20 protein-coding genes are annotated in these 22,379 nt (G+C 71.1%); 6 read left to right on the forward strand and 14 right to left on the reverse strand.

Annotated features, from left to right (window positions below):
- Nucleotides 1–732, reverse strand: a complete 732-nt coding sequence (locus ND450_RS11530) for a hypothetical protein (protein ID WP_253326135.1) — start codon at nucleotides 730–732, stop codon at nucleotides 1–3.
- Nucleotides 729–1,523 (reverse strand): DivIVA domain-containing protein, encoded by a 795-nt coding sequence (locus ND450_RS11535; protein WP_253326136.1) that lies wholly within the window; start codon nucleotides 1,521–1,523, stop codon nucleotides 729–731. Before ND450_RS11535 ends, ND450_RS11530 begins: the two co-directional genes overlap by 4 nt.
- Before the next feature lie 171 nt (nucleotides 1,524–1,694).
- Between ND450_RS11535 and ND450_RS11540 the strand changes: the two genes are divergently transcribed.
- On the forward strand, nucleotides 1,695–2,054 hold the full coding sequence (locus ND450_RS11540) for a hypothetical protein (RefSeq protein ID WP_253326137.1): 360 nt from the start codon (nucleotides 1,695–1,697) through the stop codon (nucleotides 2,052–2,054).
- Between the two features lie 39 nt (nucleotides 2,055–2,093).
- Here ND450_RS11540 and ND450_RS11545 read toward each other — a convergent pair whose 3' ends face one another.
- The 3 genes from ND450_RS11545 to ND450_RS11555 form a co-directional block, all read right to left on the reverse strand.
- Nucleotides 2,094–2,618 (reverse strand): hypothetical protein, encoded by a 525-nt coding sequence (locus ND450_RS11545; RefSeq protein ID WP_253326138.1) that lies wholly within the window; start codon nucleotides 2,616–2,618, stop codon nucleotides 2,094–2,096.
- A gap of 115 nt (nucleotides 2,619–2,733) precedes the next feature.
- Nucleotides 2,734–3,912, reverse strand: a complete 1,179-nt coding sequence (locus tag ND450_RS11550; protein WP_253326139.1) for a putative glycoside hydrolase — start codon at nucleotides 3,910–3,912, stop codon at nucleotides 2,734–2,736.
- 3 nt (nucleotides 3,913–3,915) lie between these two features.
- Nucleotides 3,916–4,731 (reverse strand): lysozyme, encoded by an 816-nt coding sequence (locus ND450_RS11555; protein WP_253326140.1) that lies wholly within the window; start codon nucleotides 4,729–4,731, stop codon nucleotides 3,916–3,918.
- A gap of 216 nt (nucleotides 4,732–4,947) precedes the next feature.
- On the opposite strand from ND450_RS11555, the gene ND450_RS11560 reads away from it, so the two are divergent.
- Complete coding sequence (locus ND450_RS11560; protein ID WP_253326141.1) at nucleotides 4,948–7,722, forward strand: penicillin-binding protein; 2,775 nt, start codon at nucleotides 4,948–4,950, stop codon at nucleotides 7,720–7,722.
- 46 nt (nucleotides 7,723–7,768) lie between these two features.
- On the opposite strand, the gene ND450_RS11565 is transcribed toward ND450_RS11560, so the two are convergent.
- From ND450_RS11565 to ND450_RS11600, 8 genes are all read right to left on the reverse strand, one after another.
- Nucleotides 7,769–8,533, reverse strand: a complete 765-nt coding sequence (locus ND450_RS11565; RefSeq protein ID WP_253326142.1) for an SDR family NAD(P)-dependent oxidoreductase — start codon at nucleotides 8,531–8,533, stop codon at nucleotides 7,769–7,771.
- A 13-nt stretch (nucleotides 8,534–8,546) separates the two neighbouring features.
- Complete coding sequence (locus ND450_RS11570; RefSeq protein WP_253326143.1) at nucleotides 8,547–10,367, reverse strand: glycoside hydrolase family 3 protein; 1,821 nt, start codon at nucleotides 10,365–10,367, stop codon at nucleotides 8,547–8,549.
- A 14-nt stretch (nucleotides 10,368–10,381) separates the two neighbouring features.
- Nucleotides 10,382–11,962, reverse strand: coding sequence for a glucoamylase family protein (locus ND450_RS11575; RefSeq protein WP_253326144.1), 1,581 nt, complete (start codon nucleotides 11,960–11,962; stop codon nucleotides 10,382–10,384).
- 20 nt (nucleotides 11,963–11,982) lie between these two features.
- A complete protein-coding gene (locus ND450_RS11580; protein WP_253326145.1) occupies nucleotides 11,983–12,801 on the reverse strand; it encodes a carbohydrate ABC transporter permease in 819 nt (272 codons plus the stop codon).
- Nucleotide 12,802: 1 nt separating this feature from the next.
- Nucleotides 12,803–13,699 carry a carbohydrate ABC transporter permease gene (locus ND450_RS11585; RefSeq protein WP_253326146.1) on the reverse strand — a complete coding sequence of 299 codons (897 nt, stop codon included), beginning with the start codon at nucleotides 13,697–13,699 and terminating at the stop codon, nucleotides 12,803–12,805.
- Nucleotides 13,696–14,973 (reverse strand): sugar ABC transporter substrate-binding protein, encoded by a 1,278-nt coding sequence (locus ND450_RS11590; RefSeq protein ID WP_253326147.1) that lies wholly within the window; start codon nucleotides 14,971–14,973, stop codon nucleotides 13,696–13,698. The genes ND450_RS11585 and ND450_RS11590 overlap by 4 nt, the downstream gene beginning before the upstream one ends.
- Nucleotides 14,974–15,009: 36 nt before the next feature.
- Nucleotides 15,010–16,038: a LacI family DNA-binding transcriptional regulator gene (locus ND450_RS11595; RefSeq protein ID WP_253326148.1), complete on the reverse strand. Its 1,029-nt coding sequence runs from the start codon at nucleotides 16,036–16,038 to the stop codon at nucleotides 15,010–15,012.
- A 401-nt stretch (nucleotides 16,039–16,439) separates the two neighbouring features.
- Nucleotides 16,440–17,342 carry a LysR substrate-binding domain-containing protein gene (locus ND450_RS11600; RefSeq protein WP_253326149.1) on the reverse strand — a complete coding sequence of 301 codons (903 nt, stop codon included), beginning with the start codon at nucleotides 17,340–17,342 and terminating at the stop codon, nucleotides 16,440–16,442.
- Nucleotides 17,343–17,421: 79 nt separating this feature from the next.
- Between ND450_RS11600 and ND450_RS11605 the strand changes: the two genes are divergently transcribed.
- The 4 genes from ND450_RS11605 to ND450_RS11620 are packed head-to-tail and all read left to right on the forward strand — an operon-like array spanning nucleotide 17,422 to nucleotide 20,819.
- Nucleotides 17,422–18,639: an acetyl-CoA C-acetyltransferase gene (locus ND450_RS11605; RefSeq protein WP_253326150.1), complete on the forward strand. Its 1,218-nt coding sequence runs from the start codon at nucleotides 17,422–17,424 to the stop codon at nucleotides 18,637–18,639.
- The gene (gene pcaD / locus ND450_RS11610; RefSeq protein ID WP_253326151.1) at nucleotides 18,636–19,391 is read left to right on the forward strand and encodes a 3-oxoadipate enol-lactonase; all 756 of its coding nucleotides are present in this window, start codon (nucleotides 18,636–18,638) and stop codon (nucleotides 19,389–19,391) included. Before ND450_RS11605 ends, pcaD begins: the two co-directional genes overlap by 4 nt.
- Complete coding sequence (locus tag ND450_RS11615) at nucleotides 19,388–20,164, forward strand: CoA transferase subunit A (protein WP_253326152.1); 777 nt, start codon at nucleotides 19,388–19,390, stop codon at nucleotides 20,162–20,164. Before pcaD ends, ND450_RS11615 begins: the two co-directional genes overlap by 4 nt.
- A 1-nt stretch (nucleotide 20,165) precedes the next feature.
- On the forward strand, nucleotides 20,166–20,819 hold the full coding sequence (locus ND450_RS11620; RefSeq protein ID WP_253326153.1) for a 3-oxoacid CoA-transferase subunit B: 654 nt from the start codon (nucleotides 20,166–20,168) through the stop codon (nucleotides 20,817–20,819).
- On the opposite strand, the gene ND450_RS11625 is transcribed toward ND450_RS11620, so the two are convergent.
- Entirely contained in the window at nucleotides 20,800–22,329 is a 1,530-nt protein-coding gene (locus ND450_RS11625; protein WP_253326154.1) for an ATP-binding protein, read from the reverse strand. The genes ND450_RS11620 and ND450_RS11625 overlap by 20 nt on opposite strands.
- Nucleotides 22,330–22,379 lie beyond the last annotated feature (50 nt).

Consider the following 22,379-nt stretch of genomic DNA (forward strand, 5'->3'; position numbering starts at 1 on the left):
TCACGAACAGCTGAACAGCACGGGGCAGGACGCGTGGTGCAGCGCCGCCCTCGCATCGGGTTGCAGACCCTCTCCCGGGCCCCGTTCCCTGCCGGACACCACGAGCAGGTCACTCGGGAACAGTCGCGTCTCCTCGGCGACGGACCGGCCCTGGCGCACCAGTTCGACGATCACGCCGGGACAGCACGCGTGCGCGACGTCGGCGGCGTCGTCGAGCCAGCCGCCGGACAGGGGGCACGACGGCCGGGCCAGCACGCGCAACCGCGTCGCGCCGCGGGCCCGGCACAGCGCCGTGGCGCGCTCCAGCACGCCCTCACCCCCGACGCGCTCCACCACGGCCGTCACCACGCCGAACCGCCCCGCCAGCGCGGTGGCGGACCCGCCCACGACCACGACGTCGCGCCCGTCACGACAGGCGAGCGGCGGCGCGTCCAGAGCCCGCTGACGCGACAGCACCACGAGGGCGCCCTCTGCCGCGGTCGGGTAGCGCTCCCCGTGTTCGACGTGGACGGTCAGCTCCGGTCGTTCGGCCAGCAGCGCCGCGACCTCGGTGTGCACGGGATCGTCGTCCGCGCCGGTGTGCACGACCAGGTCCACGCCGAGCGCCTCCGCGCAGCCGGCGGCCCAGCGCACACCGGTGACGCCCGAGTCGCGGACGTCCACCAGCACACAGGTCGTGGCGGTAGGCGCGGGCTCGCCGGTGAGCGCCGGTCCGCTGGTGACGGCGGTCATGCCGACACGCTCGGCATCTGGGTGGTGGAGGCGGGTTCCTCGTCGGGCTCGGCATCGGACCCGGGTTCGACGTCGGGTTCGGGGCGGCGCGGCATCTCGATCAGCTCGGCCTCGGCGGTCGCGGGCGCGTCCTCCGGTACGGCCTCCAGCGCCACGGGTGCCGCAACCGCCGCGGACTCGGGGCTCTTCCACACCTCCGCTCCCCCGTGCACTCCGATCTCACCGGGCTCGGGGCTGCGGGGCGACGGCATCTCCGGCGCGGTACCGATCTCCGCGTACCACTGGTCGAGCAGCCGCTGCCGCTCCGCGAGGTCCGACAACAGCGAACGGGACCGCTCCAAGGCCTCACCGACGATCTCCCGCGCGCGCTGGCTCGCCTCCGCCAGTCGCCGCTGCGACTCCTGCTCCGCCTCGTCCAGCAGACGGGCGTGCCGGCCCGCCGCCTCCTCCGCGCGGTGCACCGCGTCCTCCGCCCGCGCGCGCGCCTCGGACTCGATCTCGTCCGCCTTGCGCCTGGCCACGTGCAGCAGGTAGCGGATGCAGCCGGACACGGCGTTGTCCTTGCTGTGTCCCGCGTGGAGAGTGCGGTACTCCGTGAGCTCCGACCGGGCCTCCTCGAGGTGGCGGGTCAGTTCGTCCGCCGTCTCCAGGGCCGCGTCGCGGTCGGCGCAGGCGAGTTCGAGCTGGCGCTCCAGGCGGGCGTACTCCTCGTCGACCTGGGCGCGGTTGTACCCGAACAGCTGCGTGTGGAAGGCCGTGCGGCCCTCGTCCAGGAGGTCGTCCATGGCCATGCCCGTGTCCTTTCCTGAACGGGGCGTTACCTCTGTCGAGGTGGCAGTACCCGGGAGAGGACCCTCCAGACATCTCCGACCGAGCATGCACCCTGTTCAGTGAATTCCTCACGGACCGTCATCGCCGCTCGTGCCGGGGGTATCCGCCGCAGACCTGATCGGAGGTGTCACGTGAACGACCACGAACCCGCCGCCGGCGACGTCGCCTGGCAACCGTTCGTCGACGCGCTGTGCGTCGCCGCGTCCACGTGGGACGCGGACCTGGGGCGGTTCCCCGAGGAGGACCGTCCGGCGCCGATCAGCCCGGAGCAGGCGGAGAACGTCATGCTGGCGCTCGCCGCGCTCGCGCAGCGGATGTCCAAGGCGACCGCGGTGGTCGTGCGCGCGATGGCGGACGAGGGGCTGGAGCCCGCGGCCGCGGGAGACGGCCTGACCGACCAGCTGGAGTCGTTGGGGCGCATGGCTTTGTGCGCCGAGGCCATGGAGCGCGCGGCCGAGCTCGCGCGTGGCGTGGTCAGCAAGGACCCGTAGGCGCGCCGGATGTCCCGGCGCGCCCACGCGGATTTCCGGTCAGTTCTGGCGCAGGTACCCGATGTAGGCCTCGGCGGCGGCGCGGGCCCTGTCCCGCAACGCCTGCGGGTCCGTGCCCGCCGCGGCCTGCAGACCCTCGCAGCTGGTGGCGAGCGCGTCCGGGCCGAGAGCGGTCATGGCCATGCCGGGCAGTTCTTCCTTCATGCAGCGCGTGGCCCGCCCGACGGCCTCGGGACTGCAGTAGTCCTGCGGCGAGTAGCACTTCTCCACCACGGCGTCGAGTACGGGCTTGCTGCGGTTGTAGATCATCTCCATGCTGCCCAGGCCCGCCACGGCCTTCGGGAGCACGACGTCCTTGAGCTCCTGGACGTCGCGGCGGTCTGTCCCCGGTTGGAGTTGCGCCTGGCACACAGGCGTCATGAACTCCTCTCGCGCGATCTTCGTCAGTTTGCCGACCGTGTCGCTGAAGTCGCCGTAGCAGGCGATCGCGTTCGCGGCCGCGGGGGCGAGCACCAACGGGATCGTGGCGATCAGCGCGGCCAGTGCGGTGGTCCTGGTCCTCATGCCGTCCTCCTGGGTCTCCGGTCGATCCGTGCACCGACTGGTACCCGCGCGCCCGTGTGCCCCACGCGGGTCACACCGGGATCGACCGCATCGAGTGACACGTGGTCGCACTGCGTCATCGTCCAGAAGGGACGACGAAGTCCGCCTGCACCGCCTTCCCGTCCGCTGCCACGACTCCGAAGCAGGCGCCGCCCGCGCGCACCGCGTCCCTCACCTCCGCGACGAAGTCCACATCGGACTCGACGCCGGCGTGGTCCAGGACCACGTCGTCGAAACCGAGCGACGCGGCCTCCCGCGCCAGGGCCACCACGTAGCCGCGCACCTCGGGGTGGGCGGGGTTCGTCAGCGTCAGACCGGCGGCGTCACCGACGTGGTCGCGCAGGCCGGAGGCCGCGGACGCGCGGGCGAGCACGGGGTCCTGGAACGCGACGACCCGCGCGACCGCGCGCACCCCGGCGCGGTGCAGTTCCTCGACGGCGGCACGCGGGTCGTACAGGTCCCTGACCGCGCCGATCTGGTGCGCCAGCGACACTTCCGACAGGTAGGCGACCTGACCCGTCTCGTCCTTGACGTCGAGCCGGACGGCGTCGATCTCCCCTCCGCGCGCCCTCGCGAGCACCCGTTCCCGTGACGGCGCGGCCGCCCAGTCGGTCGCGGTCACCCACTCCGCCCGCACGTCCGGCCGGGACACCGGCACCGGCACGTGCCGCCCGTACGAGTTGCCGGCCGCGTCGCGTGCCTCCACGAACACCGTCGCCGCCGCGGGCACGGTGGCCGCGAAGACCCCGTTCACCACCAGGGCGCGGGTCTGGCCGACCCGCACGAGCGCCGCGCCGCGGGCGACGCCCCTGACGGTCACCGGCGACCGGGGTCCGGCGGCGCGAACGTGCTGCACGGCAAGGGAGGGCGGGGTGTCGTCGATGGTGAACCGGTGATCCACCACCGCGTCCATGACGAGAGGTGTGGCGCTGCGGACGCGGGCGATCAGCGTGTGCTCGCCCTCGGCGGGCGTGAAACCCCCGAGCGTCAACCGGTCCCGGTCGCGGCTCGTCGGGATGACCGTGTCGTCGACGAGGACCTCCACCCGGTCCAGGAGGTCCGGCTCCCCCGTGCTGACGCTGACCTCGCGGAAGGCCGCGCCCCGCAGCACGGCGCCGTTCTCCACGCCGTGGACGGTGAGGCCGATCTTGTCGAGGTGGGCCACGGAGCCCACCACGAGGGTCGACGACACGGCGAACACCACGCCGAGGAAGACGAGGAGGAAGAGCTCGGACCTGCGGACCCGGGTGGACACGGCTCAGCCCGTTGCCAGTGCGGCGAGGCGGTCGGCGCCGCCGTTGAAGACGTTCTGGTCGATCGGGGACGACGTGAACTGCCAGATCGTGTGGAACGGCCACTGGAACGGCATCGGGCCGACCGCCGCCGCGTACCGCGCGACCCACAACGGGTTGGTGGAGCTGAAGTCGCCGGATCGGCCGGTGCACTTGTCCCACCACAGCGCGGACGTGTAGATGACGGGCCAGCGCTTGGTGAGCGCGTGGTAGGTGTCGCTGAAGCTGCGGATCCAGTTCACCATCGCGGCGTGGCTCAGGCCGTAGCAGGTGTCGCCACCGTACGGGTTGTACTCGATGTCGAGCGTCCCCGGCAGCGTCCTGCCGTCACGCGACCAGCCGCCGCCGTTCTGCACGAAGAAACGGGCTTGCGTCGCACCGTCGGAGCGGTTCGGCAGGGCGAAGTGGTACGACCCCCTCGTCATGCCCACGGCCGCGGAACCGTTGTACTGCTGGGTGAAGTTGGGGTTGGTGTAGTTCGTTCCCTCGGTCGCCTTGATGTAGACGAACCGCTTTCCCGAGCGCCACCAGTGTCCCCAGTCGACGTTGCCCTGGTGGCTGCTCACGTCGATCCCGTGCACGCTGCCCACGTTCTCCGGACCGAGTTCGGAGGGCGACCCGAGCATCGCACCGGTGCCCTCGTGCTTGGCGATCTGCGAGCCCGCCGTGTGGTCGTCGGCTCCTTCGGCCGCATAGGTCTGCACGGGACTCAGAAAACTCGCGACCAACGCGATCGCGGTGGCGCGAACAACTCGGGAGCCGGCACTTGATTGCGGCGACATCGTTTCCTCCCCGTGCGTGAATGGTCTTGAAACGCAGCTACCCGTGGCAGCCACGGAAAAACAAGACCCGCGTTTGTTGGCACCACAGGGTGACCCCGGTGCTGTTCAGGCACTCACGGTGACCACTTTCCGGACCCTGATTCATTCGATGTGGTCGCCTGATCGGTGATTCACCGGGTAACCGGCGAAAGCCGCTGTGAATGAGAGGAGTCCGATGTGAATCGCAAGCGGATCGGATCCGGCCTGGGCAAACTGGCCGGGCTCTGCGTGCTCGCCGGCGCACTGGTCGCCGGGCTCCTCTTCCCGGCCACCGCGACACTCGGGTTCGTGTCGAACAAGATCAGCGACCAGGTCCAGTCCACTGTGGCCGAGATGCTGAACACCGGCCCGCCGCTGATGACCACGGTGACCGACAAGGACGGTGCGCCGATCGCCCACCTGTACGACCAGTACCGGGTGCGCACGCCACCGGACAAGATCTCGCAGCACATGAAGGACGCGCTGCTCGCGATCGAGGACCGCCGCTTCTACGACCACCACGGCGTCGACTGGCTCGCCAGCCTGCGCGCCCTGGCCCGCAACAACGCGAGCGGCTCGGTGCAGCAGGGCGCGTCCACCCTGACGCAGCAGTACGTGAAGAACTACCTGGTGCACGTCGTGGCACGCAACAACAAGGACGCGCAACGCGAGGCCCAGGAGCAGAGCATCACGCGCAAGTTGCGGGAGGCGCGCATCGCGATCGGTCTGGAAACGGCGCTGGGCAAGGACGAGATCCTCCGCCGCTACCTCGACCTCGTGCCGTTCGGTTCGACGATCTTCGGCATCACCGCCGCCTCCCAGGCCTACTTCGACACGACACCGGACAAGCTGACGGTCCCCCAGGCCGCGACGCTCGCCGGGATGGTGAACAGCCCGACGTACCTCGACCCGGAGGCGCGGCCGGACAAGGCGATCGAGCGCAGGAACCTCGTGATCGACGCCATGGTCCACAGCGAGAAGCTGTCCCAGGAGGAGGCCGACCGGCACAAGGCCGTTCCGCTCGGTCTCCAGGATCCCGTGCGCCCGTTGCAGACCGGGTGCGTCGGCGCCGGGCCGTCCTACGGCTTCTTCTGCTCGTTCCTGGTGCAGCACCTCGTCGAGAAGGGCTTCGACCTGGAGGAGCTGAAGGTCGGCGGCTACCGGGTGGAGACCACGCTCGACCCGAAGATCACCGAGCACGCCAAGCAGGCCGTCGAGGCGCAGGCACCGAAGACCACGCCCGGGGTGGCGAACACGATGGCCGTCGTCCGTCCGGGCAAGGACGCGCACGAGGTCGTCGCGCTGGTGGCCAACCGCGACTACGGCCTCGACAAGGACAAGTTCGAGACGCAGTTCGACCTGCCGAGCGGGGTGGAGAACAAGTTCGGCACGGGCTCGGTCTACAAGGTCTTCACCGCGGCCGCCGCGCTGGAGAAGGGGATCGGCGTCGACACCGTCGTCGACTCCCCCAACACCTACACCTCGCGGGTGTTCAAGGGCGGTGCCCCCTCCTGCCCCGCCACGGGCGAGCCGAACACCTACTGGTACTGCCTCTCCAACCACAACGACCGCTACCCGCCGAAGATGCCGCTGAAGCAGGCGCTCGCGACCTCGCCCAACACGGCGTTCGTCATCCTCGAGGAGAAGGTCGGCCTGCAGGCGGTGGTGGACATGGCGTCCAAGCTCGGCATGCGCAGGACGATGGCCACCAACATCGCCGGTGTGCCGCCGGACCCGAAGGGCGCCAAGGACCTGAGGATGACCCAGGCGGAGTTCTACGCCTCCAACGGCAACGCCTCCTTCACCCTCGGCCCCGCTCCCTCCAGCACGCTCGAACTGGCGAACGTGGCCGCGACCGTCATGAGCGGCGGCACCTGGTGCGAGCCGACCCCGATCCGCCGGGTCCTCGACCGCGACGGCAAGCCCGTCGAGCTCGCCAAGTCCCCGTGCGAGCAGGCCGTGCCCGAACCTCTCGCCAACGCGCTGGCCACCGGTCTCAGCGAGGACAGCAAGGGCCAGGGCACCGCAGCCGTCTCGGCGAAGAAGGCCGGCTGGAAGCGCCCGATGATGGGCAAGACCGGCACGACCGAGGAGTACAAGTCCGCCGCGTACCTCGGCGCGACGCCCGACTACGCGGGTGCCGTCCAGGTGTTCAACGACAGCACCTCGCCGAAGGGCATCTGCGTCGGCGCGGGCGCCCCGACGCTCTGCCCGGAGGGCAACATCTACGGCGGCACCGTGCCCGCCGCCACGTGGTTCGACACGATGATGAAGGTGCACGACGGCCTGCCGGAGAAGCCCCTGCCGCAGGTGGAGGAACGCTTCCTCAAAGGTGACACGCAGATGAAGGTCCCGGACGTCGTCGGCACGGAGCTCGGCAAGGCCAAGGCCCTGCTGCGCGACGCGGGTTACGAGGTGACGACGGTGTCCGTCGCCTCGGACAAGCCCGCCGGTGCGGTGGTCGACCAGTCGCCGCGCGGTATGGCGTTGCGGGGCACGCCGGTGACGCTGTCGGTGAGCAACGGGTCCGCGCCCCCGCCGAAGCCGGCGGCGCCTCCGGCGACCACCGCCGCGCCCGCGCCCCCGGCCGTCACTCCCCCGGAGCCGGGGACGCCGTCACCGACTCCTGAGCCGACGTCGCCGGTTCCCGGGCCCACGTCACCGGTTCCCGGCCAGCCGTCGCCACCGACTCCCGAACCGACGTCCACGGTCCCTGGCCAGCCGTCGCCCACTCCTGAGCCGTCGTCGTCACCCACTCCCGGGCGATCGTCGACACCCGCACCCGAGCCGACGTCGCCGGTTCCTGGACAGCCGTCGACATCCGCTTCCGAACCGACGAGGCCGCCCACCTCAGGACGGTCGTCCTCACCCGCCCCCAAGCCGCCGCCACCGATCCCCGGACCGTCGCCGGCACCCGCACCCAAGGAGTCGTCCTCCGCTCCCCGGCCAGCAACACCACCGCCCACGAGCTGAGGCGCGACCACGAAGCCACGGACCACGGTCCGTGGCTTCGTCCGTGTCAGGTGCGCAGGTGCGACGCCCCGTTGAGGTCCAGGACCGCCCCCGACGACCAGACCGCCTCGCGCGAGGCCAGGTACACGATCGCCGAGGCGATCTCCTCCGGCGTGCCGACCCGCCCGAACGGGCTCTGGTCGCGCACCGCGTCACCCTCGTCGCCGGCGAGCTTCCCCGCCTGCCGCTCGGTCGCCACGAAACCCGGCGCCACCGACGTCACGGAGATCCCGTGCGGTGCCAGTGCGACCGCGGCCGACTGCCCGAACGCGTGCAGCGCCGCCTTGCTCGCCCCGTAGGCCGGGTGGTCGGGTTCGCCGCGGAACGCGCCGCGCGAGCCGACGTTGACGATGCTGCCCGGTGCGCCGCGGTCGATGAGGTGCTGCGCCACGGCCCAGGTGACGTTGACGGCGCCGAGGAGGTTCACGTCGACCATGGACCGCCACGCGCTGGTCCACGCGTCCCACGAGGTGTCGCCGATGCGGTGCGGGTTGGCGGCGCTCGGGGCGACCGCCGCGTTGTTGACGAGCACGTCCACCGCGCCGAGCCGGTCCACCGCCTCGGCGACCAGGCCGCGCGCCACCTCCGGGTCGGACAGGTCGCCGCCGATCAGCACGTGGCCCTCGCCGACCAGTCCGGCCAGGGTTTCCTGGGCGTCGTCGCGGCGGCTGCTGTAGTGCACGGCGACGCGGTGGCCCCGTTCGGCGAAGGCCGCGGCGGTCGCGCGACCGATCCCGCGCGACGCCCCGGTGATGATCACTCCACTCGACATCCCCCCACGGTACCTACAGGCCGTGTCCAAAGGGGAACAACGGATCGTCATAGCCCGCAACGTCCTCGTGGTGCCGCCGCACCTGTTCCATCGAGCGCGGGAGGTCGAACGGCAGCTTGCCCTCCGGCGGGATGACGCCGGACAGCGCGTCGGCCAGAGCCTCGTCGGTGGAGCCGTAGCTGACCACCAGCGTCGAGGCGATGTCGCGCAACGGGGTCAGCACCGCCGCGCGGTCCAGCGTCACGTCGACCACCAGCGGGCACGCGGCCGCGACGCGGGCCAGGCGCGCGGGCAGACCCGGCTGGAACTCGAGCGAACCCTGGTGGAACCACGACTCCAGGAACAGGTCCGCCCGCGGGTCGAACGGGGCCATCAGGCGCACCAGCGCCAGGTCGGCCTCCTCCGGTGTGGCCACCACGGTTCCCAGGCGCGCCGCGACCTCGGGCGAGACGTTCTCCACGTACAGCTTCAGCCCGGGCTTCAACGGCAACGCGGCCGCGTCCGCACCCGCCTGCAGCACCGTGATCGACCGGGCCTGCGCGGCGTGGCCCTCGTCGCGGAAGTCCTGGCGGCCCACGACCTCCGCAGCCCTGTCCTCGTCGACGAACGGGTCGTCGAAGAGCCCGAGGCGGAACTTCACCGCGAGGAGCCTGCGGGCCGACTCGTCGATCCGCTCCTCCGTCACGCGGCCCTGGGCGACCAGCTCCAGCAGGACGTCGACGCACTCCTCGCCGCCGAACTGGTCGGCGCCCGCCTCCAGGATCAGCTCCATGCGCCCGTGCGCGTCGAGGTGTTCCACACCCCAGGCTCGGGCGGGCAGCACCTTGTCGCCGACGTGGTTGTCCATGACGAGTTCCCAGTCGGTGAGCACCACGCCGTCGAAACCCAGGCCCTCGCGCAGCATGCCGGTGACGACCTGTCGGTTGTAGCCGAAGCCGACCTGGTCGATCTCCTCGCCGTCCACCTCCAGGCCGACGGGCATCCCGTAGTACGGCATGACCGCCGCCGTGCCCGCCTCGATCACCGCGCGGAACGGCTCCATGTGGTCGTCGAAACGCCCGCCCGGGTACACCTGCTCGCGGCCGTACGGGAAGTGCGCGTCCTCGCCGTCCTTCTGCGGGCCGCCGCCGGGGAAGTGCTTGCTGCAACAGGCGACCGAATCAGGCCCCAGCGACGGTCCCTGGAACCCGCGCACGTACGCCACGGCCAGTTCGGCCGTCAGAGCGCTGTCCTGCCCGAACGTTCCCGCCTGCCGGGCCCACCGCGGTTCGGTCGCGAGGTCGATCGCCGGGTGCAGCGCGCAGCGGATGCCCGCCGCCACGTACTCCTGGCGGGCGATGTCCGCGAAACGCTCCACGAGGGACGGATCGCGCAACGCGGCGAGGCCCAGCGACTCCGGCCACTGCGAGAACGCCTTGGCGCTGAAGGACACGCCCGCGTTCTCCAGGAACGCGTGCCGCGGATCCGTCGAGATCGTCACCGGGATGCCGTGCGGCGTGGTCTCGGCGATGCGCTGGAGGTTGTTGTACCAGCGCGCCGCCATGCGGGCGTCGTGCAGGGCGTGGACGTTGAAGTGGGACAGGTGCTTCTGCGTCACCACGACGCTCGTCGGCGACTTGCTGATGTCGCCGGGCGCCTCCTTCACCGTGCCGTCCGCGCCCGCCTCGATGACGGTGTGGAACAGCAGTCCCGCCTTCTCCTCGAGCGACAGGCGTCCCAGCAGGTCCGCCACCCGCTCGGCGACGGGCAGGCGCGGGTCCTCGTAGGGGTCCATCACGCCGTTGCCGTTGAGGTCGCGGTACTCGACGCCGTCCTCGGAGACCAGCCGAACCATGTCAGGAACCTCCATCACACTCGGCTCGCGCCGAACTCCTCGACACCGATCACCGGGCGCAACGCGCGCTCCACGGCCGGTGTCGCGAACGACCGGCGGATCACGTCCCGGCACAGGACGTTGCCGATCGCTCCCATGACCATCGCCTGGTCCAGCGACAGGTAGCGGCGCGCGATCGTGCCCGACCGGACCGCGACCGCGTCGAAGAACCCACCCCTGCCGTACGCGCGCAGGTCGTCCTGGATGCGCGCCAGGTTCGTGAACGCCTCGTCGCGCTCGTGCATCATCGCCAGGAACGCCGCGTGCGGGGTCACCACGCCGTCGCCGTAGGTCGGCGTCGGAGCGGTGGCGGGCCTGCACGAGCCGAATCCGACGTCGTAGTTCGTCATCTCCTGGTCGGAGAAGTAGCCGTTCGCCCCGTTGCCCGGCTCGTTGCCGGGTCCGAGGCCGAGCGCGTCGACGCCGTACTCGCGGTAGCCGCCGGCGGGGTTGCTGGACGGGCTGAAGCCCCAGAACCCGTACTTCGCTTCCAGCAGGCCGTGTTCCCGCTGCGCGCGGACGTGCAGGGGGTGGTTGCGGCCCCATGAGTTCGGTGCCCATTTCGCCTCGGGCACGAACACGTCCGGCATGAGCTCCTCGAACATCGACCCGCCCCAGCCCGGCACGATCCGCATGCCGCGGTAGGTGTAGGCGCCCTCGAAGACCTCGATGCCGTAGTAGGTGCGGTTCTCCCCCACCGGCTGCATCTCGTGCCACGACCAGTCGCACGACGCCGGGAACGTCCGCCACATCGCGAAGTACTGCTTCGGCGGGACCTGGCCGGTGATGATGCCGAGGTAGCTGGTGATCCGCGTTTCGGACACCGTGGTGTCGTAGTGGTGCGTGGTCAGCCAGACGGGGTCGCCGCCGATGTGCGTGCCCTGGTAGACGCCGCCGGGCCGGTCGTGGTCGAACGGGAAGAACCCGCCGTGGATCAGGCCGCCGGGCCGCACGGGGTGCGCGGGGTCGTCACCGGGGTTGTAGAAGGAGTCCCACCGCATGCGGGCGAACAGCTTCCTGGCCAGTCCCGCGGCCGCGCGGTCGGCACCCGCCACGGTGAGCAGGGCCGCGCCGAGCCAGCCGTTGTCCACACTGGAGCAGAACGGGTGCACGACGGCGCCCGTGCCGGGCCACGAGCGCAGCGCGTCGCCCGTTTCCTCGTCGTACCAGTTGAAGTACATGCCGCTCGGGACGTGGTGTTCCATCCGGTCGAGCGCAGTGAGGGTGCGGACCAGCCGCGCCGACGCCTCGTCCTTCGAGATGATGCCGAGCTCGCGGGCCACGATCGTCGACCACAGGTAACCGCCGATGTTCGTCGGCGACGTGTAGCCCGAGCGGTCGGACGCGGCGAGCGACTCGGGGATGTTGTCGGCGGGCAGGCCCGTGCCCGACGGGGTCATGGCGACGAGGCTGCGCCACGTGTCCCTGGCCCAGCCGCGCACGCGGACCGGGTCGAACCGGTGACCGGGGGCGGCCGCGGCGGAGGCGGGAACGGCGAGCGCGGCGGCACTCGCGACGAGCAGGGTTCGGCGGGTGATCCTGACTGGCGGTTCCATGTGAGTCCCCTTCGGACTTCTCACTTGATGCCGGTGGTCGCGATGCCTTCGATGAAGCGCCGCTGGAAGACGAGGAACACGAGCAGCACCGGGACGACGACGATGGTGGCCCCGGCGAGGAGCAGGCCGTACTGGATCGAGTTCTGGCCGGTCGAGTACAGGGCGAGCGCGACCGGCAGCGTGTACTCGCTCTCCTGTTGCGCCACGACCAGCGGCCACAGGAAGTTGTTCCAGCTGCCCAGGAACGTGAGGATGCCGAGGGTGGCGAGCGCGGGCCCGCACAACGGCAGCACGATCCTCGCGAAGATCCGCAGTTCGCCCGCGCCGTCGACCCGTCCGGCGTCGAGCAGTTCGCCCGGCAGGCCCACGATGAACTGGCGCATCAGGAACACGCCGAACGGCGAGACGAGGAACGGCAGGATCAGCGCGGGCAGCGAGTTCGCCAGGCCGGCGTTGACGACGAGCACGTACAGCGGCACGAACGTCACCACGCCGGGGATCATCAGGGTCGCCATCACGATCACGAACAGCGTCCGCTTGCCCCGGAACTCGAGCTTGGCGAGCGCGTACCCGACCATCGAGCAGAAGAGCAGGTTCCCGGCCGTCACCAGCACGGCGACGACCGCCGAGTTGAGGAAGTACGTCCCGAACTGCAGGCGGGAGAACAGCTGCGTGTAGTTGTCGAGCGACGGCGCCTCGGGCACCCACGTGGGCGGGTTCCTGCGGATCTCGCCCTCGCCCTTGAAGCTGCCGAGCACCATCCAGGCGAACGGCGAGACCACGGCGACGAGCGCGACCGTGAGCGGGACGTAGAGCCACCAGCGGTTCTTGGCGGTCATGTCAGCTCCTCTCCCGCAGCAGGCGGAACTGCAGGGCTGTGACGACCGCGATCACCACGAAGATCAGGTAGCTCATCGCGGAGGCGTAGCCGTAGTTGCCGAACCCGAACTGCCGGTAGGTGTACATCGACGCGGAGATCGTCGAGTTGAGCGGACCCCCGTTGGTCATGACGTACGGCTCCTCGAAGAACTGCAGGTAGCCGATCGCCGTCGTCACCGACACGAACAGGATCGTCGGGCGCAGCAACGGCAGCGTGATGTGCCGGAACCGGCTGAACGCGCCGGCCCCGTCGATCGACGCCGCCTCGTGCAGCGACGCGGGGACGGCCTGCAGCCCGGCCAGGAAGATGATCATCGCCGTGCCGAAGTTGCGCCACGCCGCCATCAGGATGAGCGCCGGCATCGACCAGTCCGGGTCACCGAGCCAGTTCGGGCCGGTGATGCCGAACCAGCCGAGCACGGTGTTGATCAGCCCGTACTCGTCCTGCAGCAGGAACCTCCACACCACCGCGACCGCGACGATCGACGTGATCACCGGGGTGTAGAAACCCAGCCGGAAGAACGCGCGGAACCGCGAGATCCCCTTGTCCAGCACGACGGCGGCCGCGAGCGCGATGGCCAGCGTGAGCGGCACGCCGACCACCACGAAGTACGCGGTGTTCGCCGCCGCCGTGCGGAACAGCGGGTCGGTGAACGCCTGCACGTAGTTCTCGAGCCCGACGAACTCCACCGCGAACGGCGTGCGCAGGTCGCGGTTGCGCGTGTCGGTGACGCTCATGAACAGCGACTGGATCACGGGCCACGCCGTGAACACGAGGAACAGCAGGCAGAACGGCAGGATCAGGCCCCACGCCGCCCGCTCCACCCCGCGGCGGCGGGCCGGGGCGGGCAAGCTCACTTCCCGGTCCCGATGGAGTCGGCCGCGGACTGCGCCGCCTTGAGCGCGCCCGCCGCGTCGGCGCCGGAGCGGGCGACCTTCTCGACCTCGGTGTCGAGCGCGGTGATCGCCTGTTCCCAGGTGGCGAAGGTGGGCGGCGACTGCGCGGTGTCGAGCTGCTTGCCGAACGTCGCGAGCTTGGTGTCGGCGGTCAGGGCCGGGTCCTGCCAGGCGCTCTTCACCGAAGGCAGGTCCGTCGACTGCTGGTACCACTTGACCTGCGTCTTCGGGTCCGTCAGCCACTTCGTGAACTTCCAGGCGGTGTCGCGGTTCTTCGTCTCCTTGAACACGACGAAGTTCGACCCGCCGACGAAGCTCGACGACGTCTTCTTGACCGGCATCGGCATGACGTCGTACTTGTCCTTGAAGCCCTCACCGCCGAGCTTCTCGACCGCGGACATCATCCACGGGCCGGAGATGAACATCGGGACGCGCCCGCTCACGAAGTCCGGCTCGGTCGTGGGCTGCGCGGGAGCCTCCCTGTCCGCGATGCCCTCGCTGAAGAAGGAGCCGTAGTAGTCGAGCGTCTCCTTCATCTCCGGGCTGTCGAAGTTGTACGCGCCGCCGTTGTCCTTGGTCAGCTGCGCGCCGTTCGACCACGCGAAGGGCAGCAGCGACTGCCACGACCCGGTGCCGCCCGCCTGCAGGCCGATGCCGAACTTGGCTCCCGCCTTGGTCTGCATGGCCTTCGCCATCTCCTTGAGGCCGGCCCAGTCCTTCGGCGGCGTCTCGTACCCGGCGGTCTTGGCGAGGTCCTTGCGGTAGTAGAGCAGGCGCGTCTCGACGTACCAGGGGATGCCGTAGGAGGTTCCGCCCACTTCGGTCGTGCGCTGCGCACCGTCGAAGAAGGCGCTCTTGTCGATGGAGGACGGCGTCGGGTCGAGCGCGCCCATGCCCGCGAACTCGCCCATCCACGTCGAGCCCACCATGGCCGCGTCCGGCGCCTGCCCGGCGGTGATCGCCGAGGTGAACTTGTTGTGGGCGGCGTCCCACGGGATCGCCGTCACCTGCACCTTGGCCCCGGGGTTGGCGTCCTCGAACTCCTTGGCGAGCGCGGGAAGCTTCTCCCCCTCCGCGCCCATGGCCCAGACGGTGATCGTGCCCGTGGCGGGCCCCTCGGCGACGTCGGCGCCCTGCTGGCCACCAGCCTGGTCGTCGCCGCGGCCACACGCGGCCAGCAGCAGCACCACGGCTGCCGACACTCCCGCGAGCGTCCTGGAAGTCTTGCGCACCATTGCTCCTAGCTTCCTCTCGTCTCAGGTGGACAGTGGTCAGGCGGTCGGACAGCCGCAGGACGAGCGCACGACGAGCTGCGTCGGCAGCATCCGCGCCTGCGCCTGCGGCGGTTCCCCGCTCACGAGTTCGTGCAGCCGGTTCGCGGCCAGCGCACCCAGTTCCTGGACCGGCTGACGCACCGTCGTGAGGCCGGGCCGCACGTACCGCGACGTCATGACGTCGTCCCAGCCGGTCACCGCGATCTCGCCCGGCACGTCCCTGCCCGCGTCCTGCAGCGTCGTCATGATCGACAACGCCAGCTCGTCGTTCGCGCAGATCAACGCGTCGGCGTCGTACTCGTTCCCGAGGAGCCGCTGCGCGAACGCGGTGCCGTCGGCCTCGCTCAACGCGACGCGGACGGGTTCGGCGGGGACGAGCCCGCGTTCCTCGTGCGCGGCGACGTACCCCGCGTACCGGTGGCGGATGTCGGGCCCGGTGTCCGGATCCCCGACGAACAACGCCCGCTCCCGGCCGTGGCCCAGCACGTGCCCGGCCAGCTCCCGCGCGCTCTCCAGGTTCTCCGCCGCGATCGTCTCGACGCCGTCGTGCGGCTCCCCGGCGATCACGACGACGGGCTTCTTGGCGCGCAACAACCGCACCACGTCACCCGAGATGGCGGGCGACCCGAGCACCGCGATGGCGTCGACCCTCGTCGCGAGCTGCCGCACCGCCGCGGCCAGGTCGGTGCGGCTGTTCGTGAGCACGAGCACGATCGACTGCGCCAGCTCGGCGGCCCGCGCCTCGAACCCCATGAGCAGCTCGGCGTAGTAGGGACCGGACAGCTCCGGCAGCACCAGCCCGTGCGCCTCGTGGTGCCGCACCGCCAGACTCCGCGCCGCCCCGAGCGGCACGTACCCCAGCTCCTCGACGGCTGCGAGCACCTTCTGCCGGGTGGTCTCGGCGACGACCGTCGCACCCTGCAACACCCGCGAGACGGTGGCGATGCTGACGCCGGCGCGCCCGGCGACGTCGTAGATCGTCGCCCCCGCCGGCTTGGCCTCGGAAGAGGTCTGCTGCTTGGCCATCGTGCTGCCTGCCACCTCGTTGTCGCAGTCTGTTGCATGTAAGCGCTTACATGTCACTTGCTGTTATGTAAGCGCTTACATGAGGTTGATGTGGCAAATATAGGCACGGATGGAGGAACGGCACAAGGGGTGGGCGGCGCCCGCGACCATGAGCGAGGCCGCCAATGAGGGCGTTGTTGGCGCTCTGACCAGCAGGATTCCACACGGTGAAGAAATGTCCGGGCCTGCTGTCAGCTCGCCTCGACCCGCGACGCCACACCGGCCGGTGGGCCGGCGGGTCGCACGCGCAGCCTCACGACCTTCGGTGCTTCGCCCCCACCACACCAGCCGCATCGCCTCCCGAGCTCGGCCCCGCCACACCAAGCTCACCGCTCCCGCGGCTCCACCCCACCACCGCGGCCTCACCGCCTCCGCGGCTTCGTCCCCACCCGCCACCGCTCCAACAACCCCAAAGCCCGCGCCAGCACCGGCGAGTCGTCGTCCGCCCGCACCGCCGCCACCAGGTCGACCCCCTGCTCCCCCGTCAGCGGCCGGTAGGTCGTCCCCGGCACCCCCAGCTCCGCCACCGGCGCCGGCACCACCGCCACGCCCAGCCCCGACGCCACGAACGTGACCAGCGTCGACGTCTCCGCCACCTCGTGCCTGATCCGCGCCTCGAACCCCGCCGACCGGCACAGGTCCGTGACGATGCCGTGCATGACGGACCGGCCCCGGGACGCGTGCACGATCAGGTCCTCCGCGCGCAGGTCCGTCACCGCGAGCCGCTTCCGGCGCGCCAGCGGGTGGTCCTCCGGCAGGGCGACGATCAGCTTGTCGCGGCGGACCGCGGTCACGCGCACCGCGGTGTGCTCGACCGGCGGGCGCAGCAGGGCGAGGTCGATGCGGCGGCCCAGCAGGGAGTCGAGTTGGTCGGGTGCCAGCATCTCGCCGCGGAAGGCGAAGTCGACGGCCGGGAGCGCGTCGCGAAGCGCTCGGGCGAAGGCGGGCAGGAGGCTGTAGGTCGCGGAGCCCACGCAGCCCACGACCAGGCGGCCCTGCAGTCCCTTCGCCACCCGCTGGGCCTCGGCGGCGGCGTCGTCCACGGCGGCGAGGACGGCTCGGGCTCGTTCCAGGTAGACCGCGCCGGCCCCGGTCAGCTCGACCTTGCGGGTCGTGCGGTGCAGCAGTGTGACGCCGAGATCGGCTTCCAGCTGCTGGATCTGCTGGGACAGGGGTGGTTGCGCCATGTTGAGGCGGGCGGCGGCCCGGCCGAAGTGCCGTTCCTCGGCGACCGCGACGAAGTAGCGCAGGTGGCGGAGTTCCACCCGATTGATACTCCCAGAGTCTCACCGATCACGAAATGAGTATTTCTGTATATCGCCGCACAGGCCTAGCGTCGGGGGCATGACCGATGTCGTCCTCTGCTCGCCCCTGCGGACCCCGGTCGGGCGGTTCGGCGGGGCGCTCTCCTCGCTCAGCGCCGCCGACCTCGCCACCACCGTGCTCAAGGAGCTCGTGAACCGGACAGGTCTCACCGAAGGCGACGTCGACGACGTCGTGCTCGGCCAGAGCTACGCGAACGGCGAGTCGCCCGCGATCGGGCGGGTGGCGGCGCTGGACGCGGGTCTCGGCACGCGGGTGCCGGGCGTGCAGATCGACCGGCGCTGCGGGTCCGGGCTGCAGGCCGTGCTGTACGCCGCCGGGCAGGTCGCGACCGGCGCGGCCAAGATCGTCGTGGCGGGGGGCGCGGAGTCGATGTCGCAGGTCGAGCACTACGCGCTGAACCTCCGCACCGGTGTCCGCAGCGGCGGGATCCCGCTCGTCGACCGCCTCGACCGCGCCAGGGAGACCGCGGGTGGCCGGTTCCACCCGGTGCCCGGCGGCATGCTCGAGACCGCCGAGAACCTCCGGCGCGAGTACGGCATCTCGCGCGCCGAGCAGGACGAACTGGCGGTGCGGTCGCAGCAGCGCTGGGGTGCCGCCGACAGGGCGGGGCACTTCCGCGACGAGCTCGTCCCCGTCACCGTTCCCGGACGGCGTGGCAGGCCCGACGTCGTCGTCGACCGCGACGAGCACCCCCGCCCCGACACGACGCTCGAGGACCTCGCCGCGCTGAAGCCCGTGCGGCTGAAGCTCGACCCCGAGTCCACGGTCACCGCGGGCAACGCCAGCGGCCAGAACGACGGCGCCGCGTTGTGCGTGGTCACGACCCGCGCCGAGGCCGAGAAGCGCGGCCTGCGTCCGTTGCTGGCGCTCAGGTCCTGGGCCGTGACCGGGGTCGGGCCGGAGGTCATGGGCATCGGACCCGTGTCCGCCTCGGCCGCCGCGCTCGACCGGGCCGGGCTCACCCTCGACGACGTCGACGTCATCGAACTCAACGAGGCCTTCGCCGCCCAGGTGCTCGCGGTGCTGCGCGAGTGGAAGCTCGACCCCGCGGACGAGCGCCTGAACCCCAACGGATCCGGCATCTCGCTCGGCCACCCGGTGGGCGCGACCGGCGCGCGCATCCTCGCCACGCTCGCGCACGAGATGCGCCGCCGCGGCAGCCGCTACGGCCTGGAGACGATGTGCATCGGCGGCGGCCAGGGCCTCGCCGCGGTCTTCGAGGCGGTGCGCTCATGAGCCTCCACCACGTCGTCACCGGCAGGCCCGGCGGGCCGACGGTCGTGCTCTCCGGTTCGCTCGGCTCGGCACTGGAGATGTGGGACGCCAACGTTCCCGCGCTCGAAGAGCACTTCCGGGTGGTCCGCTACGACACCCGCGGCCACGGGCGCTCTCCCGTTCTCCCCGGCCCGGCCACGATCGACGCGCTGGCCGACGACCTCGTCGCCCTGCTCGACGAGGTGGGCGCCGACAGGGCTCATCTGGTCGGGCTGTCGCTCGGCGGCATGACCGCGTTGCGCGTCGCCGCCCGGAATCCCGAACGCGTCGACCGGCTCGCCGTCCTGTGCACGAGCGCCCACCTCGGACCGGCGAGCGGCTGGACCGACCGCGCCGCTCTCGTTCGCGCGGAGGGCACGCAGGCGGTCGCCGAGGCCGTCGTCCAACGGTGGTTCACCCCCGCGTACGGAGATCGCGCGCGGTGGGAGGCGATGGTCGCGGCGACCCCGGCCGAGGGGTACGCGGGCTGCTGCGAGGCGATCGCCGCCATGGACCAGCGCGCGGACCTGCACCGGATCACCGCGCCGACGCTGGCGATCGCGGGAGCCGACGACCCGGCGACACCACCGCACCACCTCGAGGAGATCACCGATTCGGTCCAGGACGGCCGGCTCCTCGTCGTCCCGCAGGCCGCCCACCTCGCCAACGCCGAGCAGCCCGCCCAGATCACGGCGGCGATCATCGACCACCTGACGAAGGAGAGCCGTTCATGAGCCTGGACAAGGTGGTCGGCGGACCGGCCGAAGCCGTGGCGGGCATCCGTTCCGGCGCCAGCGTCGCGGTCGGCGGCTTCGGCCTGGCGGGCATCCCGTGGTTCCTGATCGAGGCGTTGCTGGAGCAGGGCGCCGACGACCTCACGATCGTGTCCAACAACTGCGGTGTGGACGGCGCCGGTCTCGGCCTGCTGCTCGAAGCCCGCCGGATCAGCCGCGTGATCGCGTCCTACGTCGGCGAGAACAAGGAGTTCGCCCGCCAGTACCTCAACGGCGAACTGACGGTCGAGCTCACTCCACAAGGGACACTCGCGGAACGGATGCGTGCCGGGGGTTCCGGCATCGGCGCCTTCTACACGCCGACCGGTGTCGGCACGCTGGTGTCCGAGGGCGGTCTGCCGTGGCGCTACAACCCCGACGGCACCGTCGCGCTCTCCTCACCTCCCAAGGAGGTCCGCACCTTCCACGGCAGGGACATGGTGCTGGAGGAGTCGATCGTGACCGACGTGGCGCTGATCCGGGCCGCCGTCGCCGACCGCGCGGGCAACTGCGTCTTCCACGCCGCCGCCCGCAACTTCAACCCTGCCGCCGCGATGGCCGGCCGGTTCACCGTCGTCGAGGCCGAACGCGTCGTCGAGGTCGGCGAGATCGCCCCCGACCAGGTGCACCTGCCCGGCGTGTTCGTGCAGAACGTCGTCGCGCTGACCCCGGAACAGGCCTCGCGCAAGGACATCGAGAAGCGCACCACCCGCGCCCGCCAGGAGGCGAACTGACATGGCCTGGACCCGCGACGAGATGGCCGCCCGCGCCGCACTGGAACTGCGCGACGGCGAGTACGTGAACCTGGGCATCGGCCTGCCGACGCTGATCCCCGACCACCTGCCGGCGGGGTCGACCGTGACGCTGCACGCGGAGAACGGCATCCTCGGCGTCGGCCCGTTCCCCTACGACGACGAGGTCGACCCCGACCTGATCAACGCGGGCAAGCAGACCGTGAGCGTGCTGCCCGGGGCGTCGTTCTTCGACTCCCCCACCAGCTTCGCGATGATCCGCGGCGGCCACATCGACACCGCCGTGCTCGGCGGCATGCAGGTCTCCGCGCGCGGTGACCTCGCCAACTGGATGGTGCCCGGCGCCGTGGTCAAGGGCATGGGCGGCGCCATGGACCTCGTCAGCGGCGCCCGTCGCGTGATCGTCCTGATGGAGCACAACGCCCGCAACGGCGACGCCAAGCTCGTCGAGACCTGCACCCTGCCGCTCACCGGACGCGGGATCGTCTCGCGGGTCATCACCGACCTGGCCGTGCTCGACGTCGAGGACGGCGCTTTCCGCCTGGTCGAGCTCGCACCGGGCAGCACGGCCGAGGACGTCGTGGCGAGGACGGGCGCGCCTGTGCTGATCGGGGAGCTCAGCCGACCGGCACCGTGACGTCCGCGTCCGCCCCGGGCAGGGTGAAGCGGAACGTGGTGCCGCCGGTGGCCGTGGTGTCGAGCCAGATGCGGCCGCCGTGGTGCTCGACGATCTTGCGGCACATCGACAGCCCGATGCCGGTGCCGGGGTAGGTCTCCTTGGCGTGCAACCGCTGGAAGATGACGAAGACCCGCTCGGCGTACTGCTCCTCGATGCCGATCCCGTTGTCGCGCACCGAGAACTCCCACATGCCGTCCTCACCGGGTTCGGCGTCGACCCACACGTGCGGGGGCTGGTCGCCGTGGAACTTCACGGCGTTGCCGATGAGGTTCTGGAACACCGCCGTCAGCAGGCGGGCCTCGCCCTGGACCTCCGGCAGCGTGCCGACCTCGACCACGGCGCCGGACTCCTCCAGTACGTGGGAGAGGTTGCCGCGCGCCTCCTCGACGAGGTCGGCGGCCGCGACGACCACCTGTTCGTCGCGGTGGCGGCCGACGCGGCTGAAGGCGAGCAGGTCGTTGATGAGGCGCTGCATGCGCTTCGCGCCGTCCACGGCGAAGTCGACGTACTGGATGCCGCGCTCGTCGAGCTTGTCGCGGTAGCGCCTCTCCAGCAGCTGGCAGAAGCTCGCGACCTTGCGCAGCGGTTCCTGCAGGTCGTGGGAGGCGACGTAGGCGAACTGCTCCAGCTCGGTGTTGGAGCGGCGCAGGTCCTCCGTGGCGGCGTCCAGGGCGGCGTTGCGCTCCTGCGCCTGGTCCAGCTCGTCGACGATCCGGACGCGCATCTTGTCGACGTCGTGGCCGAGCACCTGGAGTTCCTGGGGACCCGACGCGGTGACCACGTGCGCGAAGTCGCCCCCGGCCACCTGCCCGACGTGCTCGCGCAGCCTGCTCAACGGTCGCACGACGTACACGAGCATCGCCGCGACACAACCGAGCACGGCGATCAGCAGCACCGCCAGGGCGACGATGCAGGTGACCGCCATCCCGGTGGCCGAGTCGTTGAGCGCCGCCCGTCCCTCGGTGCGCTGCACGGCCAGTTCCGCCTGCAACGTCGACAGCGCGGCGCGGACGGCGTCGAACCGCTGCTTGCCCACCGCGTCGTCCGGCACCGGGGTGCCCGCGCGGACGGCCGCGATCGCGGGGTCGGCGTACTCGCTGCGCCAGGCCGCGAGCGCCGCGTCCACGGCGTTCACGCCCTCAGCCACCTTGGGGGTGTTCAGCGCGACGACGGTCGCGCGTGCGGCCGACTGGCGGTCGAGCCCGTTCTCGTAGGGTTCGAGGAAGTCGGCGCTGCCGCTGAGCACGTAGCCGCGGACGCCGTTCTCCTGGTCGACCAGGTCGGCCCCGAGCTGCTGCGCGCTGACGACCGCGGGGCCCACCACGTCGAGCAGCCGCGACCGCGCCTGGGAGAGGTCGCTGATGGCGAGCAGCACCGCCGTGGTCGCCGCGAGCAGCACGGCGACCAGCGCCACGGAGATCCACACCGACCACCGTCTCAGCGACGGACCACCGGAATCCGCGTGCACGGCACCTCCCCCTGCTCCGACGGGAGCCCCCGCGCTCAACACGTGTTGAG

The sequence above is a fragment of the Lentzea sp. HUAS12 genome (genome assembly GCF_024125735.1).
GTDB lineage: Bacteria > Actinomycetota > Actinomycetes > Mycobacteriales > Pseudonocardiaceae > Lentzea > Lentzea albida.